The organism is Arthrobacter sp. UYEF21 (assembly GCF_040546085.1).
Classification (GTDB): Bacteria; Actinomycetota; Actinomycetes; order Actinomycetales; family Micrococcaceae; genus Arthrobacter.
The window spans coordinates 22869-36339 of the sequence record NZ_JBEPNF010000020.1 but is presented as its reverse complement, the minus strand read 5'-3'; the positions used below and the strand labels follow the sequence as shown (position 1 = coordinate 36339).

The 13471-nt window shown below is 63.4% G+C and carries 15 protein-coding genes; 8 read left to right on the top strand and 7 right to left on the bottom strand.

Annotation, left to right across the window (positions count from 1 at the left end; translation table 11 throughout):
* Positions 1 to 7 precede the first annotated feature (7 nt).
* Positions 8 to 445, bottom strand: coding sequence for a helix-turn-helix transcriptional regulator (locus ABIB27_RS17165; RefSeq protein ID WP_354254422.1), 438 nt, complete (start codon positions 443 to 445; stop codon positions 8 to 10).
* 173 nt (positions 446 to 618) lie between these two features.
* On the opposite strand from ABIB27_RS17165, the gene ABIB27_RS17160 reads away from it, so the two are divergent.
* A complete protein-coding gene (locus ABIB27_RS17160) occupies positions 619 to 3150 on the top strand; it encodes an AMP-binding protein (protein ID WP_354254420.1) in 2532 nt (843 codons plus the stop codon).
* A 30-nt stretch (positions 3151 to 3180) separates the two neighbouring features.
* On the opposite strand, the gene ABIB27_RS17155 is transcribed toward ABIB27_RS17160, so the two are convergent.
* Positions 3181 to 3390, bottom strand: a complete 210-nt coding sequence (locus ABIB27_RS17155; RefSeq protein WP_354254418.1) for a hypothetical protein — start codon at positions 3388 to 3390, stop codon at positions 3181 to 3183.
* A gap of 278 nt (positions 3391 to 3668) precedes the next feature.
* Here ABIB27_RS17155 and ABIB27_RS17150 point away from each other — a divergent pair, with 278 nt between their 5' ends.
* Positions 3669 to 4454 carry a DUF4839 domain-containing protein gene (locus ABIB27_RS17150; RefSeq protein WP_354254416.1) on the top strand — a complete coding sequence of 262 codons (786 nt, stop codon included), beginning with the start codon at positions 3669 to 3671 and terminating at the stop codon, positions 4452 to 4454.
* A 152-nt stretch (positions 4455 to 4606) separates the two neighbouring features.
* On the opposite strand, the gene ABIB27_RS17145 is transcribed toward ABIB27_RS17150, so the two are convergent.
* The 3 genes from ABIB27_RS17145 to ABIB27_RS17135 are packed head-to-tail and all read right to left on the bottom strand — an operon-like array spanning position 4607 to position 6131.
* A complete protein-coding gene (locus ABIB27_RS17145) occupies positions 4607 to 5290 on the bottom strand; it encodes a CDP-alcohol phosphatidyltransferase family protein (protein ID WP_354254414.1) in 684 nt (227 codons plus the stop codon).
* A gap of 44 nt (positions 5291 to 5334) precedes the next feature.
* Positions 5335 to 5742 carry a hypothetical protein gene (locus tag ABIB27_RS17140; protein ID WP_354217572.1) on the bottom strand — a complete coding sequence of 136 codons (408 nt, stop codon included), beginning with the start codon at positions 5740 to 5742 and terminating at the stop codon, positions 5335 to 5337.
* Positions 5739 to 6131, bottom strand: a complete 393-nt coding sequence (locus tag ABIB27_RS17135; RefSeq protein ID WP_354217573.1) for a cupredoxin domain-containing protein — start codon at positions 6129 to 6131, stop codon at positions 5739 to 5741. The genes ABIB27_RS17140 and ABIB27_RS17135 overlap by 4 nt, the downstream gene beginning before the upstream one ends.
* Positions 6132 to 6504: 373 nt before the next feature.
* Between ABIB27_RS17135 and ABIB27_RS17130 the strand changes: the two genes are divergently transcribed.
* The 6 genes from ABIB27_RS17130 (at position 6505) to galU (ending at position 12216) form a co-directional block, all read left to right on the top strand.
* A complete protein-coding gene (locus tag ABIB27_RS17130) occupies positions 6505 to 7083 on the top strand; it encodes a hypothetical protein (protein WP_354254412.1) in 579 nt (192 codons plus the stop codon).
* A 26-nt stretch (positions 7084 to 7109) separates the two neighbouring features.
* Entirely contained in the window at positions 7110 to 7391 is a 282-nt protein-coding gene (locus ABIB27_RS17125; RefSeq protein WP_354254410.1) for a PqqD family protein, read from the top strand.
* Between the two features lie 29 nt (positions 7392 to 7420).
* On the top strand, positions 7421 to 8623 hold the full coding sequence (locus tag ABIB27_RS17120; protein ID WP_354254408.1) for a hypothetical protein: 1203 nt from the start codon (positions 7421 to 7423) through the stop codon (positions 8621 to 8623).
* A 91-nt stretch (positions 8624 to 8714) separates the two neighbouring features.
* Positions 8715 to 10301: a tyrosine-protein kinase domain-containing protein gene (locus ABIB27_RS17115; protein WP_354254406.1), complete on the top strand. Its 1587-nt coding sequence runs from the start codon at positions 8715 to 8717 to the stop codon at positions 10299 to 10301.
* Positions 10302 to 10310: 9 nt separating this feature from the next.
* Positions 10311 to 11243 carry a nucleotidyltransferase family protein gene (locus ABIB27_RS17110; protein WP_354254404.1) on the top strand — a complete coding sequence of 311 codons (933 nt, stop codon included), beginning with the start codon at positions 10311 to 10313 and terminating at the stop codon, positions 11241 to 11243.
* A gap of 82 nt (positions 11244 to 11325) precedes the next feature.
* A complete protein-coding gene (gene galU / locus ABIB27_RS17105; protein ID WP_354254401.1) occupies positions 11326 to 12216 on the top strand; it encodes a UTP--glucose-1-phosphate uridylyltransferase GalU in 891 nt (296 codons plus the stop codon).
* Positions 12217 to 12240: 24 nt separating this feature from the next.
* Here the strand turns inward: galU and ABIB27_RS17100 are convergent, their stop codons facing one another.
* Both ABIB27_RS17100 and ABIB27_RS17095 read right to left on the bottom strand, forming a co-directional pair.
* Positions 12241 to 12687 (bottom strand): VanZ family protein, encoded by a 447-nt coding sequence (locus ABIB27_RS17100; RefSeq protein WP_354254399.1) that lies wholly within the window; start codon positions 12685 to 12687, stop codon positions 12241 to 12243.
* Positions 12688 to 12794: 107 nt separating this feature from the next.
* Entirely contained in the window at positions 12795 to 13403 is a 609-nt protein-coding gene (locus ABIB27_RS17095; RefSeq protein ID WP_354254397.1) for an LPXTG cell wall anchor domain-containing protein, read from the bottom strand.
* Between the last annotated feature and the right edge of the window lie 68 nt (positions 13404 to 13471).

Sequence of the window (13471 nt, the reverse complement as noted above, 5' to 3'; positions counted from 1 at the left end):
ATTCACGCTATTTCAGAGAGGGCGCGGGCGCTTCTTCAATCCTGCTCGACTTCCGCGCGGGGCGGGTGCGCTGGCGGGCGATGCACGATGGCATGGCTTTCACCGCGTGGTGCTCGCGGGCCCGGTAGGCGCTGGGGGTCATGCCGACGATCTCGGTGAACCGGGAGCTGAAGGAACCCAGCGACGTGGAGCCCACCTCCATGCAAGCATCGGTGACGCTGGCACCGGCGCGGAGCAGCGCCATGGCGCGTTCGATCCGCCGGGTCATCAGGTAGTTGTAGGGCGTCTCACCGTAGGCGGCCTTGAACTGGCGGGAGAAATGCGCCGCGGACATCAGCGCGCCGGCGGCCATGGTGGGCACGTCCAGCGGCTTGGCGTACTCGCGGTCGATCAGGTCACGGGCCCGGCGCAGATGTGCCAGGTTGGCCAGTTCCTGTGGGGTCATGACGCCATTCTAGTGGTGGCCCGGCCCCGGTGGTTGAGCAGGCCGCGCGGGGATTACACCAGAGGCTGGACAAATAGGACACGTTTTACTTTCTTAATTGCCCACAGGCTGGTGTACTCTACCAAGGTTAGGCTTCCCTAAATCTCTCCGAAGGCATCTCAGGACCACATGTGATGAGCACCGACCTTGACCTCCAGCGCCTGCCGTTTGCTGCAAACCTCGCGGACAACGGTGACAGGGTTGCCGTAGCCCACAGCGGTGGGGTCCTGACGTACCAAGAACTGGCCGACCGTGTTGAGGAGGTGGGCCGGCGACTGGGTAGCGAACGTCGCCTGGTGGCCCTGACGGCCGGTAACGATATTGACTCCTTGGTGGGTTACTTGGCGGCCATGGCTGCCGGTCATCCCCTGATCCTCCTGCCCGCGGACAAGCCCGCCGCCCTGGAATCCCTCGTCGCAGCCTATGACCCGGACGTTGTCCTTCATTCCGGGAATGGCCGCATGGTGCTGGAGGAACGACGGCCCGGCACCGGACACACGCTGCACCCGGACCTGGCCCTTCTGTTGAGCACTTCCGGTTCCACCGGTTCACCCAAGCTGGTTCGGCTGTCCTACGACAACCTCCAGGCGAACGCAGAGTCCATCGCGGAGTACCTCGGCATCACGGAGTATGACCGGGCCATGACCACACTGCCCATGTCCTACTGCTATGGACTGTCCGTGATCAACAGCCACCTGCTCCGCGGGGCCAGCCTGGTCCTGACGGACCTGTCCGTGGTGGACCCCTGCTTCTGGGAACTGTTCCGCGGACAGGGTGCCACGTCCTTCGCCGCCGTTCCCTATACGTTCGAGCTGCTCGAGCGGGTGGGCTTCGCCGCAATGGACCTGCCCACACTCAGATACATCACGCAGGCCGGCGGCAGGCTGGCCCCGGACCTGGTCAGGCAGTACGCCGGACTGGGCGCAAGGAGCCGCTGGGACCTCTTTGTGATGTACGGCCAGACGGAGGCCACCGCACGCATGGCCTACCTTCCCCCGGGGCTCGCAGGTACGTCACCGGGCGCTATTGGCATCCCCGTCCCCGGCGGCGCCTTCCGGATAGAGCCGGTCCCCGGACTGGAGCATGGCGAGCTGGTCTATTCCGGGCCCAACGTGATGCTGGGATACGCCCGGACCCCTGAGGACTTGGCCCTCGGCCGGACCGTGGAGGAACTCCGCACCGGAGACCTGGCACGCCGGAACGCAAACGGACTGTACGAGGTGGTGGGAAGGCGCAGCCGGTTCGTCAAGATAGTCGGCCTCCGCGTCGACCTCGGACAAGTGGAACGGATCCTGGCCGATCTTGGCATCCGGGCCACGAGCGCGGGCTCAGACCAGGGGCTCGTGGTGGCCATCGAGGGTGAACATGACCCGGCGCTGGTGGGCAAGCTTCTCGCCCAAGCCATCGGCCTGCCCCGGGCTGCGTTGGAAGTCCATGCGGTTCGGGAACTACCGCGCCTGGCAACCGGCAAGCCGGACTACCAGGCCGTGCTGGCGCTCGCCCGGAAGGGTGGTCCCACGGTGGGGGATCCGCCGTCGTCTGCTAAAACAGCCGGGGACAGCGTGGTGCGGATATTTGCAGACACGCTCGAGCTGGCAGTCATTTCCGACGGCGACACGTTCGTTTCGCTCGGCGGGGATTCGCTTTCGTATGTGGCCGCGTCGGTGCGGCTCGAGCAGGCACTGGGGCACTTGCCCCCGGACTGGCACATCACCCCGGTGGGCGTGCTGGGGGCCGCGCTCAAAAAGCAGGGAAAGCGGAAGCGCCGCCAGCTGTTTGCCCGGCTGGAAACCAGCATCGTGCTGCGCGCGGTCTCCATCTTCCTGATTGTCAGCACCCATATCGGATTCCTGCACTGGCAGGGCGCCGCACACGTGCTCATGGCGGTGGCGGGGTTCAACTTCGCCCGCTTCCAGCTGTCCGGGGAACGTGTGCCGCGGCTGCGAAGGCAAGTGGCCAGCGTGGCCAGGGTCATCATCCCCAGCATGGCCTTCATCGGCTTTGCCTACCTCATCACCGACAAGTACAGCCTGGCCAACATCTTCCTCCTCAACGCCGTCATCGGCCCTGAGGAGGTGACCACGCAGTGGCATTTCTGGTTCATTGAGGTGCTCGTCTACCTGCTGGCCAGCATGACGGCGTTGCTCGCATTTCCCTGGGTCAGTAGGGCCGAAAAGCGGTTCCCCTTCCTGTTTCCGCTGGTACTGCTCGGAGCCGGGCTGCTCACCCGGTACGAGCTCTTTGAGCCGGGCGTTCCCCACACGACGCCCACGCTCTGGCTCTTCGCGCTGGGATGGGCCGTAGCCCGTGCCCGGCACATCCTCCAACGCTGCGTCCTGAGCCTCATGGCCGCTGTGACCGTCCGGGGGTTCTTCGACGACCCCACCCGTGAACTGACCGTCATTACAGGGATCCTGCTGCTTCTGTGGCTGCCCAGCCTCCCCGTTCCGGCCGGGCTCCGGCGGGTCACCCTTCTGCTGGCCGGCGCGTCGCTGCACATCTACCTGGTGCACTGGCTGGTCTACCCCCTGCTGGTCGGGTTCAGCCCGGCCCTCGCCGTGGCAGCTTCACTGGCCGCAGGCGCTGCCTACTGGGCGCTGTGCAACTGCTCGGCAACGGTCCTCGGACACGCAAAAGGCCGGCGAGTGGGCCCGTCCGGCGGCTGAGCCGGCTTATGGCGATGATCCGCAGAATCCCTATGCGCGGGGCCCCGCAACGCGGACGATCTCCAGCGCTTCCGGATCCAGCAGCTTCCGCACGCCGGTCTCCGCGTCCAGGATCCAGGTCAGTTCCAGGGAACGCACGACGTCGGTCACGCGCCCCTGGTGCAAGAGCTTGCCGTTGTGCCACGCCTGGATGTAGTCGTCCAGCTGAAGTTGCGCCGTCTCTGTCTGTTGCGTTGTCATGCTGTGCCTCCTGCTGGTTGTCCCCGTATGCACAGCATGCCGTGGCCAGGTTGCCGGGGCGTTTCCGGCCGGTGATTTTCTGTGTCGGTGGGGAATGTCAGGCAATGGTCCGGCTCCAACCTGCGCCGACGTAACCTCACGCCCCAGGGAAATTAGTCGAGCAAAACCCGGATATATTCGATGAGCCCCGTGGTTGAACGCGGCGGCGGGGTCGGGTCGTCACTATGTGCACGACGATTCCATAAACATCGGGTTCTTATTAGGAGTGGGGGAGCCTCATGGCTGGCGAAGACGCAAGCTACGAGATCAAGTCCGTGCAGACGGTGCGCGGAATGGAAGCCAGGACGATGGCGAAGTGGGAGAAGGAAGGCTGGGAATTCGTCACCCAGAGCCAAGAGCCGCTGTTGCGGACGAAGTTGACCTTCCGCCGCCTGAAGCCGAAGCGGCCCCGGTACCTCTTGCCAGCGGCGGCAGGGGCGCTCCTGCTTCTCGGCATTATCGTGGCCGTCGGCGCTGCCCGGGAGGGGGCTGACACCCCGGAGGCGAACGCGTCCCCGACAAACGCCGCGGTCGTGCAAAGCGAACAGCCCTCAAAGGGGCCGTCTGATACGCCAAGCCAGAAAGCGGAGCCCAGTGAACCGGCCAAGGCTACACCGGTGGTGTCAGCGGCTGAGCAGACGCTGACTGTGCAGAACAATTCGGAACTTGCAGCTCTTCTTGCCGGGTCAGATTCGGACTACGACAGTATCCAAGGCTTTGCAACTAAATATAAAGATAGAACCATTGAGTTCGATGGAAATATCTCCTACATGAACAATCATGGTGACTACAAGACGAGGTACGACATCTTGATTGGCGCGGGGAACTACAGCGCAACGTCAATGATTGGACCTAACTTCCAGTTCAAGGACGTGAACATCGTTAGCGATCTGCATCTGACGGGTTCGAACATTCCCGAGGGCATTGGCAAAGGAGATAACCTTCACATCATTGCTCGCGTTGAAGGTTTCAACCGCGTTCAAGGCCTTTTCTTTCTGAAGCCGGTTTCCACCTCAGTACGTTGAGTATGTCGGCCTGACTCTTGCCCGTTGCGGGTCCTCAGGAGGCGGGAACAGAACACGAGCCGGTCCCCGCCTCCCCAAAAAGGAGGCCGGGACCGGCTTGCTCCGCTACCTCAATGCACGCATCGGTGACGCTTACGCGTGTATCCCATGCCCTACACGGAACAAAGGACTCGGCGGCGCCGTTCCAGCACAACGACGTCGCGGGCAAAGGAGAACACAAGGAGCGGAAGGGCCAGCCCGGCCGCGGCGACTCCAACAGCCGGCGGGAGGCCAGGCGTCAACGCAAGGAGCAGCGCGAAGGGCTGCAAGGCCCCGATCGCTTTACTACCGGCACGGGGTGGGAGCGGGCTGCGCAGGTGGGGCCAGATGCGGCCGGCGGCCACAAAAAAATAGTAGAGCCCCCCGCTGCAGAGGGTCCAAGGTCCCACCGTCACCGCGGCTCCGCAGGAGAGAACGAGCACCAGGGCGGCGTCCGTAGCAGTATCGAGGCGTGCTCCTGCCGCCGATGCGGTGCCGGTGCGCCGGGCGACGGGGCCGTCCAGGGCGTCCATGAGGAAGGCGACGGCACCAAGAATCACCAGGAGCGGGCCGGGGCGGGCTCCCGTCAGCAGCACCGGAACGCCCACCACGGCACACAGGGCCACGACGACAGCCCGGAGTAACGTGACACGGTCTGCCGGCGTCGAGAAGCACGGGGTGCGGCGCAGGACGGACGCGGCGGCGTTCCCGATGACCACAGCGCCCGCGCCCAAACCCAAAGCCTGAAGTCCAAGGTCCGGCCAGGACACGGCCGAGAGCCAGGTGCCCGCGACGACGTAGACGGCAACTGCGGTCATCGCGTCGGACGAGGCACGCAAGGCGGTCCTGTTCTCGGTGGTTTTCAGGGAGCTGTCACCCGCCGTCCCCTGGGAGCGGAACGGATGAGGCCTATGACAGCGAGGATTGTTCCGGCTCCTTCCGCGACGGCGCTGAGTGACTTCTCGAAAAACCATACGGGATCATACATGGCCGGGAACGGTCCGATCGCGGGAATGTCGACGTACCGGTACAGCACCACGGCAACGAAGCCGCTGAAAGCCACTGCCAGGGCGAGGGCGTAGGCGGCTCTGCTGCCCCGGACCAGAACGTAGAGCGCGGACAGGACGGCTGCGGCGCCTTCGAGTAGGAACAGGGTGCCTTGCCCGATCCCGCCAGGTGTGGCGGCCTGGTAACCCGGGGCGAGATGGAGATGAACGCCGGCATCGATGAACAGCATGAGGGCTGTCAGGATCCGCAGGGCCAGGCTCATTTGACCGTCAGCGTCCCGTGCATGTCGGGGTGGTAGGTGCAGTGGTACGGGTAGGTGCCCGGGGCCGACGGGGCCGTGAAGGTGGCCGTCCCGCCGTGTCCCGCCACCTTCGCGTCAAAGGCTGAGCCCTTGTCCGCAGTCACGGTGTGGGCCGCGGCGTCCATGTTGGTGACCGTCACCGTGGCGCCCGGTGGCACCGTGATGGGCGCTCCGTATTTGAAGTCCTGGATGGTGATGGTGGCTGCCGCCGTCGCAGCGCTCGCCGTTCCCGTGTCAGGCGCCTTCCCCGGGACGGTGGTGACGCCGGAACCGCCGCCGCCGGAGGCGCAGCCGCCTAAGAGGAGCGCTGCGATCAGCAGTGCTGCGGACCGGACCTGAATCGCTTTCATGGTGCACCGTCCTCGACGCCGGAACTCAGGCCGTGTGGTCCTGCCTGTCCCTACATTGTGCTCTTCTGGGGCCGCGCGTACAGGGCCTTTTGAATCAATCCACGACGGCGGTCCTTCGGCTGGGGGTGCAAGAGATTGCGGATGTGCCTCGTCTGTCAGTCCACAGCGTTCAATTTTGCAGCGACGCCCACTGTGCCAGCGCATCGCCGCAGGTCAAGAGCGTCTTGAAGGAAAAAACAGCAGAACTTGACCGAATCTTGCAATGTGGTTGACCCAACCTTTAGGCGCGTTGGGAAGAGTGTTCAGGGCCGGGAAAACGCGGCCAGAGCAGCCAGAGTCCAAGGCTGCAGCGGAAAACTACACGGGAGCGCAATTGTCTGAGGTTCTGAACGACGAGGTCAGGAGCAGCGAAGAGGCAGGGTTCAGCCGCCGCAGGGTGGTCAAGGGTGTGGCCTGGTCAGTTCCGGTTATTGTGGCCGCCGTCGGGGCTCCGCCCGCGTCGGCGTCACCGGGGCCGGTAACGCAGCCGTCAGTCACCTTCTCAGTTCCTGATGCCGTCACGGTAACCGGTGCGACGTCAGCTTCCGGTCCGATGGGTTTCGATATACAGACCGGAAGTGCCTTTGTTGGTACAACGGTGTCCTACACAATCTCGATTGACGCTGTGGCATCAAAACAGAAGGCGCTCCTCTCTGTAACATCAGTCGATCCGGTCACCTCTACCCCGAAGAGCGGTGTTTCCGGTAGCGGCAGCAAGGAAGTCACAACATTTTCCGACATTTTGACTACGACTTCCGGAAATCACAAACTTCATGTCGCGTTCAAGCGGTTTGCCTTCAACATAAGTCCAGGAAAGGGAACCCACGCGTACCAGGTCACCCTTACGGCGACCCTGGACAAGTCCACAACAGTGACTGCTGTTCCAGCAAACCTCACGGTAGTCTTCCCGTGAGGCCAGTCGGGTATAGCGGAAGCGCCATGACTTGGCACCGCTCGCGTTGTGTCGCCGAAGTCCGTGCGCAATCCACAAACAGGGTCGCCCTTCTTCACCTGGATGCCACCCAGCCGGTGGTTCTGGAAGGCACGGCAGCGACCATCTGGGACCTGATCGACGGAGAGCGGACTGAGCAGTCCATCGTGGCTGAACTCCAGACCAGTTTCGAGGACGCGGCCGGCCAGATGCAGTCCCAAGTGGAAGCCTTCCTGGCCAGCCTTGCAGCCCAGCAGCTGATTGAACCTGCCAGCGCCGCTAGCCAATAACACAAACAGCTTCAGATCCGGGGGGAATCATGAGCGATAGCAACGTGCAGGTGGCGTGGGCGCCACGGCAGATTGAGGAAACTCTGGGCCGAAAAGACCCGCTGTGCCTGAACATATTGGGCGTGGAGTTCGCTGTTCGCTGGGGGCGGGGGGTCACCGGGGAGCAGCGGGAGAGGATGCGCTCAGCGTGGGTGCGGTGTGCCAGTGAAAGCGCACCTGACCTTCCGTCACTGCCCAGGGAACCCAACGGCTCGCAGCCGTTCTCAGCGTCCGTGACCTATCAGTCACTAACGAACGACGTCGGCACGTTCGCCTTGCAAGCCGCGTCCTTTGATGAGCTGGCTGAGAACCTCACGTCGCGGCTCACCGTCGCCGCGATCCTGGCGAACGCGGGGGACCTGACCATGCTGCATGCCTGCGGGGTGGCTGACCCGGTTACGGGGGCGGTCGTTGCACTGGTTGCCAAGTCGGGAACCGGCAAGACAACCGCAGCTACCGTGCTGGCCGGAACCTATGGCTACGTCACTGACGAGACGGTGGCTATCAGGCCCGACGGCTCAGTGGTTCCGTACCCTAAGCCGCTCTCCCTCAAGCAGGAGTACGTAGTTTCAAAGCTCCAGGTCGGTCCGGACCAGCTGGGACTCCAGCCGGCACCGGCCCAGCCTTTCATCCAGTCCATCGTGCTGCTGGACCGGGTTGAGGGCACTCACCGGCTCCCCCCGACCCTGAGCACGGTGCCGCTCGCCGACGCCGTTCTCGCTATGATCCCGGATTCCTCCTCGCAGGGCGAAATCGACCAGCCGTTGCAGTCGCTGTGTCGTCTGATCGACAGCGTCGGGGGAGTGTGGCGGGTGACGTATTCGGAAGCCACCGATCTGCCAGTGGCCATGGAACCGCTGTTCCGGGAGCAGCGTCCCTCGAAGGCCGAGTGGGATGCGCCAGAAGTGACAACAGGGTTGCGTCCCATCGCGGACGGCCACATCCGCCGGACGCCGGCAAAGGACGCCGTCACCGTCGACGGCGACCTGCTGGTGATGCTGGACAACGAGATTGTGCGCCTAAGCGGAATCGGCCTGGCCATCTGGGAAGCAACCGCGGACGCCGTGGCGGAAGACGAGCTGGCCGACGAAGTCGGCAAAGTGCACGGCCATCCGGAAGGCTACCGGGACGCCGTCGCTGAAGCCGTCAAGCAACTCATCGCGAAATCTGTCTTGGAACAGGGCAGCAACTAGCCATCAAACCGAGTGGGGGACCACCAGAAGCAGTACCCCAGCATCGAATGCCGGGCCGATATCACACGAACTGGAACGAGAAGGAACCATCATGAGCGTCACCACAGCCATCCCGGGGGAGGCGCAGGCAGGCCTGGACCTGACCGACTACCTGCGTGTAGTCCGCACGTACTGGAAGGCGATCGTCGCGTTCACCCTGCTCGCTACGTTGACGGCGTTCGGCTGGACAGTCCTGCAGCCCAAAATCTACTCGTCCGATTCCAGTGGCATAGTGGTGACGCCGGGCTCGGACAACGTCAGCCTCGCGCTCGCCGGGGACAGCCTGGCCAAGGCCAAGGTCAAGAACTACGAGTCCGTGGCAAAGTCAAGGCTCGTTGCGGACCGGGTCATCGCAAACCTGGGCCTCAACACAACAGCTGATGCCCTGCTAGGCACCATCAGCGTGAAGGTCCCGCTGGACACCGCCGAGATCAAGGTGACGGCCCAGTCGCCTGACCCGGCCAACGCGCAGCGCGTGGCCGATGCCTGGGTCAATGGCCTGGCGGCCCAGGTGGAAGCGATCGAAACGGCACCTGCCGCCGACACTGCGGTAGAGCCCGGCAGCACAGCAAAGTCCGACGCCGTCACATCGGCCGCTGCAGCTGCTTCGGCAGTGCGGGTGCTCCCGCTGGGCAAAGCGGTCCTGCCCACCGCCCCCGTATCACCCAACGTCAGGCTCATCCTTGCGCTCGGTGCGCTGATCGGCCTGGCCCTGGGTGTGGCGTATGCGCTGGTCCGCCGGCAACTGGACCGCCGGATCCGCAGCGCCGCTGAAATCGAGCGGCTCTTCGGCGTCCCGGTGATCGGTACATTGCCCGTGGACCACCGCCTGGACGCGAAAAGTACCATCCTTGAAGCCGGTACCGCAGCGCAGGTTCACGACGCCGGCGGAGCCATGGCCGAGGCCCTCAGGGAACTACGCACCAACCTGAGCTTCCTGGACGTGGACCAGCCGCCCCGGGTCATCGTGGTCACCAGTTCGGTGCAGGCAGAAGGCAAGTCCACTGTCACGGCCAACCTGGCGGTCACCATGGCGGCCGCGGGCGAAAATGTGGTGGTGGTCGACGGCGATCTCCGCCGCCCCACGCTGGTGGACGTTTTCAATCTGGTGCCGGGAGTCGGGGTCACCGATGTCCTCACCGGTACTGCCGAACTGGCGGATGTCCTCCAACCATGGGGTGCCCTGCCGAACCTCTCTGTCCTCGGATCGGGACGGATTCCGCCGAACCCCAGCGAGCTGCTGGGGTCGCGGGCCATGAAGAACATGCTGTCCGAACTGGCGGAGAATGCGATCGTCCTGATCGACGCTCCGCCGCTGCTGCCGGTAACTGATGCCGCGGTCCTTTCACGGGTGGCAGACGGGGCCATTGTGGTGATCCGGACGGGTAGGAGCACCCAGGAGCAGCTTGCTCAGTCACTTGGAAACTTGGACAAGGTCAAGGGCCGGGTCCTGGGCGCGGTCCTCAATTACGTGCCAACCCGGGGAACAGACTCCTACTCCTACTACGGAACTTATACCTCCGAAGCCCCTGTCGCAGCAGACTCGGTGGCTGGACCCCGTCGTGCGTCCATTCTGCCGGTCACCGAGGTCGAAGCCCGACTGGAAACCGTGCCCGCCGGGCGTAGGGCCAAGGACTAGGCCGCAGCCGTGGCGAATCCCGGCGACGAAACGCAGCTCAGCATCCCCGAGGGCGTCCTCCTCGGCCACGCCCTGGTGTCGAGGGTGGCGGACAGCTTGGGTATCCGGGCTTTCTTCATCAAGGGCCCGGCGAGCGTGCTCCAGGGGCTGCGCCTTCCAAAGACCTCCGGCGACGTAGACGTGTTTGTGCATCCCGAGGAGCTGGAACTGATGCTTCAAGGCCTAAGGGCGCGGGGCTGGCGGGAACGCCCGACAGGACATGGCACCCAGTCCCATCCTAAGCACTCAGTCACGCTCGATCACCCCGGTTGGCCTTGTTGCATAGACGTTCACTTCCGCTTCCCAGGAATGGAAAATGCCGCCGGTGACTGCTTCGAGGTTATGTGGGCGAACACCGAGGTCATTAAACTTGCCGGCCAGAAGGTGCGCGCCCCGTCAAAGGCCCTGGGAATCGTCATCCTTGCCCTGCATGCTCTCCGCGCCGCCCATCTGCCGGCATACCGGCAGGAGCTTTTGTTCCTCACCGAGGTCACGGAGCGGCAGTCTCATACGGCCGCCATCCTGGATATGTCCACAGCACTAGGTTCCCTCGCTGCCATTCGGCCTTTCCTGCAGGGCATCCTTCCCGCGACGGCATCGGTTGACTGGCCCCCGGCATCCATGGAGTGGCTCAGCCGCGTGATGGCTAAGGAGCCGGGGACTGTTCGGCTCATTGCTTTTGCCCTGGCCCCACTCCGAGAGAAACCAGTGATACTTTTCCGAGGGGTCTTTCCGGGGCGGGAGGTCTACCCGGGCAGGAATATTGTCCGGCTGGACTGGCCTCCTCAAGGACGTCTCCGGCTGCACATGATTAGGTGGGCTCGGTTTCTGCGCGTGGCACCGCAGGTTGCACGGGACCTCAGGCAACTCCGGAAAAATGCGTATGCGTGGACCGGTGATTAAGTCCGCCGACTTCAGAATGTCGAAGCCCGTAACCGAGGACCCGAATTGCGGGTTTCCCTCCTCCATTTTGTAAGGTTCACTCATGACAATGGGGAAGAATATTACTAAAGCCGTCATTCCTGCTGCCGGGCTGGGGACTCGCTTCCTGCCCGCTACGAAGGCGATGCCGAAGGAGATGCTGCCGGTGGTTGACAGGCCGGCCATCCAGTATGTCGTGGAGGAAGCAGTCAAAGCCGGCCTTGACGACATTCTGATGATCACCGGGCGCAGCAAGCGCGCGCTCGAAGACCACTTCGACCGCGCCCCCGGGCTCGAACGGACGCTTGAACTGAAGGGCGACAAGCAGCGCCTCGCCTCGGTCCAAGAGGCCTCGGATCTTGGTCCCATCCATTATGTCCGTCAGGGGGAGGCTAAGGGCCTGGGTCACGCCGTGCTGTGCGCACAGCAGCACGTGGGCGAAGAGCCCTTCGCAGTGTTGCTGGGCGATGACCTGATAGACGAAGCAGAGGATCTGCTCACCAACATGATGGACGTTCAGCAAAAGACCGGCGGCTCTGTGATCGCCTTGATCGAGGTGGATCCCTCGCAGATCAGCGCCTATGGTTGCGCAGACATCACGGCTATCGAAAGCGAAGACTATGTCCTGATCAACAGTCTGGTGGAGAAGCCGGCTGTTGGCGAGGCGCCGTCTAACCTGGCCGTCATCGGCCGGTACGTACTGCACCCGTCAGTCTTCGGTGTTCTGGAGAATACGGCACCGGGCCGCGGCGGCGAGATCCAGTTGACCGATGCCCTCCAGACTCTGGCCGCAGGGAACGGCGAAGGCTCTGGGGTCTACGGAGTGGTCTTCAAAGGCCGCCGTTATGACACGGGTGACAAGCTCAGCTACCTCAAGGCTGTCATCACGCTGGCCGCCGAGCGGGTGGAGTTCGGCGAGGACCTGAAGACGTGGCTGAAGGCTTTCGTGGGCTGAGGTCCGATTGCTGCTGTAACGTCCCTACAGGCCCGTAGCTGACAAGCTACGGGCCTGTAGTCGCTTAATGACTAGTAGAGCTAGCAGGGCACCAATGACAGCGCCCCCGGTATTTGTGACAATATCCAGCGGGCTCGCGAAGCGGTTGTGAAGAAACAGTTGCTGGCCGAGTTCCATTAGGCCCGATATCAGTAAACCGAGTGCCCCAATCTGCCACCACCGCTTCTCGGTGAATGCCAGTGAAGCCACTGCTCCGAAGGGGACAAAAAGAACCACGTTGGCTGAAGCCTCCACGAATTGGTAGTTGAACCAGGAGGGAATTCCATGGGCGTTGAGGAATTTCAGGACATCTGCAAGCTGTCCGTGGACGGGAGCATCAACCGGACTCGGCCAGAAGGCAATCACTGCCAGCAGAACCAGCATGGCGATGAGGACAGAACGCCAGAAACGGTAACGGCCAACGTACTTCAAGTAGCTCCCCGGTTTGGTGGTTGAGCCTGCCGAAACTCAAAGCAAGAGGGTGGTTCTCCGGTCTCCCGGAGAACCACCCTCTACGTTAGTGCTCGAAGGTGTTGCGCTTACGCTGATGCTGCTTCGGTTTTGGCGCGGCGGCGAACAACAACAACAGAAGCTGCACCGGCGGCCAGTGCGCCGGCGCCTACAAGGGTCCAGACGATCAGACCGGAATCAGCGCCGGTGGTGGCCAGAGTCGGGCGGGCGTTATCCAAGGGCGAGCTACCACTGGCGCTCGACGCTACGCTTGCGAAGGCTGGATCGACCACCACGGTAACCGGTCCCACGGTGTTGCCGCTGGTGTTGCCAGTGGCCGTGACGAGGTAGGTTCCGGCTTCCGTGATCGTGATCGGCACGGAGAAGTTGCCCTGAGCGTCAGCTTGAGCGCTGAGGGTCTGTGTCTCTGCAAAGACGCTGATCTTGGTCGCCACGGAACGGCCGCCGATGGTAGCGCCGTTGGCCGCGGGAGGGTTGCCCGGCGTTACGCGAATGGTGAGGGTTTCACCGGCGAAAGGACCGCGGCCCCGGAATACGAATGATTCCCCCGGGCCCACGGTGCCGTCTGAAACGGCTGCCTGCGGCGGAATCGCAGGGTAGTTGGCGGCGATGGCCGGCGCCGTGCCCACCAGAGCCAGAGACCCTGCAAGTGCGAGTGCTGCGAGTGCTTTTTTCATGTGTCCCCCCGGAGACGTTTAAGTTTTGATGTATCCGATTTTTTGAGGAGGTTCCTCTCCGCACGAGA

What these genes read in the sequence shown, in the direction of transcription:
- ABIB27_RS17165 (WP_354254422.1), bottom strand. Translation starts at nt 445, where the DNA reads ATGACCCCACAGGAACTGGCCAACCTGGCACATCTGCGCCGGGCCCGT.
- ABIB27_RS17160 (WP_354254420.1), top strand. Translation starts at nt 619, where the DNA reads ATGAGCACCGACCTTGACCTCCAGCGCCTGCCGTTTGCTGCAAACCTC.
- ABIB27_RS17155 (WP_354254418.1), bottom strand. Translation starts at nt 3,390, where the DNA reads ATGACAACGCAACAGACAGAGACGGCGCAACTTCAGCTGGACGACTAC.
- ABIB27_RS17150 (WP_354254416.1), top strand. Translation starts at nt 3,669, where the DNA reads ATGGCTGGCGAAGACGCAAGCTACGAGATCAAGTCCGTGCAGACGGTG.
- ABIB27_RS17145 (WP_354254414.1), bottom strand. Translation starts at nt 5,290, where the DNA reads ATGACCGCAGTTGCCGTCTACGTCGTCGCGGGCACCTGGCTCTCGGCC.
- ABIB27_RS17140 (WP_354217572.1), bottom strand. Translation starts at nt 5,742, where the DNA reads ATGAGCCTGGCCCTGCGGATCCTGACAGCCCTCATGCTGTTCATCGAT.
- ABIB27_RS17135 (WP_354217573.1), bottom strand. Translation starts at nt 6,131, where the DNA reads ATGAAAGCGATTCAGGTCCGGTCCGCAGCACTGCTGATCGCAGCGCTC.
- ABIB27_RS17125 (WP_354254410.1), top strand. Translation starts at nt 7,110, where the DNA reads ATGACTTGGCACCGCTCGCGTTGTGTCGCCGAAGTCCGTGCGCAATCC.
- ABIB27_RS17120 (WP_354254408.1), top strand. Translation starts at nt 7,421, where the DNA reads ATGAGCGATAGCAACGTGCAGGTGGCGTGGGCGCCACGGCAGATTGAG.
- ABIB27_RS17115 (WP_354254406.1), top strand. Translation starts at nt 8,715, where the DNA reads ATGAGCGTCACCACAGCCATCCCGGGGGAGGCGCAGGCAGGCCTGGAC.
- galU (WP_354254401.1), top strand. Translation starts at nt 11,326, where the DNA reads ATGACAATGGGGAAGAATATTACTAAAGCCGTCATTCCTGCTGCCGGG.
- ABIB27_RS17095 (WP_354254397.1), bottom strand. Translation starts at nt 13,403, where the DNA reads ATGAAAAAAGCACTCGCAGCACTCGCACTTGCAGGGTCTCTGGCTCTG.